The following is a 3,023-nucleotide window of genomic DNA, read 5'->3' as shown; positions in this document are numbered from 1 at the left end:
CACTGCCCGCTGTCGCAACTCAGCAGGGTACGGGGAAGGGCGTGACATGACTCGATCCTCCACAAGAGGTCGGGCCGGTATCAAATCCGGGGCGGTTCACTGGTAGATGCGGTATCGGAGTCGCCGCAGCCGGCGGTTGCCAGCGTCAGGAGTACCGTCGCAGCAGCGAGCGGAACAAGATGTCTCAGGATCGTGTTCCTTCAGGCGGTCAGCGGCGTTGTCAGTCCAGCCGTCGCAGGTCGTGACGGTCAAGCTCTGCATCACGGGTGCGCCGGTTCGGCCGACCCCGAGTCGGCCGAATGTCGTGCCTGACTGCTGTCGGCTCGCCCGGCCGTGGATCCGAATGCCCGATCCCGGCCATAGGTTGCTTGTGATGGCATGGTGGAGTGATCCACTCCCGGCGGATGCAGGTCGTGATCGTGGCCGCCGTGGCCGTGGCCGTGGCGGTGCTCGCGGTGGCGGCGGTGTCCGTGCTGCGGCACCGCGACGCCGGCGACGCGCAGGCTACGGGCGCGGCCACGGCGGCGGCGCAGGATGTGCCGGACCCGACCGTGCGGGCGGTCGGCGACCCGATCGAGGTGCCGGTCGCCCCAGAGCAGCCGTTTTCCGTAGTGGTGCCGGACGTGGGGCATCTGACCGCCCCGGCCGGGGCGTTCGCGTCGGCGGGCAAGGTCGTGCTGCGCCGGCTGGCCGCCGACGCGCCCGACGGGTCGCTGGTGGAGCTCGGCGGGACCGGCGTGGACGTCTCGTTCTCCGGCACCTCGCTGCGGTCGCCGATCACCATCACCTTCGACGACCCGGCGTCGGGGGGCCGCCTGCCGGCCGGCGCGCTGCCCGTGATGCTGCATCAGGCCAGCGGCGGCGGCTGGGAGACCCGGGTCGCCGCGGGTGGGCCGCCGCAGCTGGTGACGACCGACTTCTCGCCGAACCTGTTCGGTTGGATCAGGATGCCCGACTGGGTCAAGGGCATCGGCGACTCGATCGCCGACTATGCCACCCAGCGCACCGATCCGCGCGCGTGCCCCGGCGGTGCCCCGAAGTGGAGCTCGGTCAACAACAAGACCACCCTGGTGCACCTGTGCGCGGTCACCAATACCGACGCGTCGTCGAAGGCCGTGCGCGCCGAGCTGCAAGTGCAGTCGAACCGCCGCTTCTTTCAGTGGGTCAACGTCGCGCCGGGAGCGGACTACCTGTGGGTCGCCGACGAGCAGGACTGGTTCCGCATGGCCCTGGCGAAGGTGAGCAAGCGGGACAAGAACCGCGACGTGCTGATCGCCGGCAACGGCTGGCTGACGGCCGGATACCGGCAGCCGGAGCAGTCGCAGGCCAAGGCGTTCAACGCGTCGCTGGACTACTGGAGCGCCGGGTTCAGCGTCGGCGGCGCCATCCTGGGCCTGGACCCGCGCGACACCGTACAGGGCTCGCTGCTGATCGTGGTCCAGTGCGCCGACAAGCTGCGGACGTTCCCGTCCTTCGACAGCGCCAAGGACTTCGTGCGATGCTTCATCGAGCAGTCGCTGACGAACCTGGCCAACCCGGACAAGGCATTCAGTCAAGCCGTCGACCTGTTCGGCGAGGCCGGCTACTCGACCGAGGCCGAGCAGTCATTGCGCAAGGCCATCACTCGTCTGCGTTTCCTCGGCCGGTTGCTGAAGGTCATCGGCGTCGCTGGTGTGATCACGTCGACGTTCTCCCAGTTGCCCGACGCCTTCTCGCAGTGGGGCAGGGACCAGCCGGGTGCGTTCACGTTGCAGCTGTCCGGGTCCGCTGCGTCGGTGACGACGTTCCGCACGGTCGACCCTTGGCGCGACGGTTCGGCCGGGAAGGCCGCCGCCGGGCAGGCCGACGCGGACAGCTCCTGCATCCCGTCGGAGCTGGCCTCGCGGCGCGACGGCTTCCGCTGCTTCATCGGCAACGACATCTACGACCCGTGCTTCGCCAGTGGCAGCGACTATCTCTGCGCCCCGCTCACGATGTCCGGGACGTGGACGAAGTTCACCGGTGTGCCCCGCGACGCGGGTTTTGTCAACGACGGCGAGCCGGGCAGGACCGATGTCTTCGCGGTCAAGCTCGCCAACGGAGCCGAGTGCCACCGCCGCTCCGGCAGCGGCCCGCCCGGTGTGCCTGGGTATCCGTACTGGGTCGGTGGCTGCAGCGGCGGCCCGTTCGGCGACGCGGGGTTGATCTGGCGGATCGGCGACGGCACGGGCTCGGCCCCGAACTACCCGCTGTACCCGACGGACGATCCGAAGTCGTGGACGGCCGCCGTGGAGACCGCTCCGGGCAAGGTCGAACGGTTGCCGGTGATCCTCGCCTGGCGCTGACGGTCAGGGTGCGGCACGGCCGCGTATGAACGCGGGCCGGGCATCACTTGGAGCCGGCAGCTACTGATGCTCGTTGCCGTGCGACGACGTGACCGCATTGATCGATTCGGCCCGCCACGGCTCCGCAGACCGAACCTGCGGGCCGCGACGCGCATACACGCTGAATGCCGGCCAGCAGTCACGCAATCACTCACCGGGCGCGCGTCATGGCAGCTGTGCTCGACGTGGTTCAGCGTCTCCCACCGAAGTCGATTCGTGCTGTGTGACGGTGGAGGCATGCAACGGCGGCCCGGGTGCTGGTGTGGTCGCCGAGCAGCCGAACGTCGTCGACATGCCCGCCTACGTACTGCGCTTCAGCCGTTTCCACTACGGCTTCCGCGGCTGACACGTCAGTGCGGCCGGCAGTGCCGCCGATGTGCTGCGGTGTGCGGTCGCCGGTGAGCAGCCCGGCCGATCCCCGGCTGCCGAGCTGACCGATGCCGTTGCGACGTTCCGGGTTTCGCCGCGGCCGGTCCGGCCTCGCTCGGCGATGCGGGGGCCGCCACGGTCCGGGTGACGCCGGGAGGTCAGAGATCGATCAACGCGGAAGGGTGCCGGCACGACACTCCCTGTGTCAACCTCAGGCGGCGAGCGGTTCGTTTTGGTGGAGTCGGACGGCGTTGCCGTGCCGTGCCGGGTCGTATGGGAGCCGGTCGGTCC

At 69.6% G+C, this 3,023-nt stretch carries 1 protein-coding gene; it reads left to right on the top strand.

What is annotated here, in order from left to right; translation table 11 throughout:
- Nucleotides 1-404 precede the first annotated feature (404 nt).
- Nucleotides 405-2,324 (top strand): hypothetical protein, encoded by a 1,920-nt coding sequence (locus tag OP18_RS50420; RefSeq protein WP_156090380.1) that lies wholly within the window; start codon nucleotides 405-407, stop codon nucleotides 2,322-2,324.
- Nucleotides 2,325-3,023 lie beyond the last annotated feature (699 nt).

The sequence above is a fragment of the Dactylosporangium aurantiacum genome, assembly GCF_000716715.1.
Taxonomy (GTDB): domain Bacteria; phylum Actinomycetota; class Actinomycetes; order Mycobacteriales; family Micromonosporaceae; genus Dactylosporangium; species Dactylosporangium aurantiacum.
Note: the sequence above shows the minus strand (reverse complement) of the source record. Positions and strands in the feature narration are given on the sequence as shown.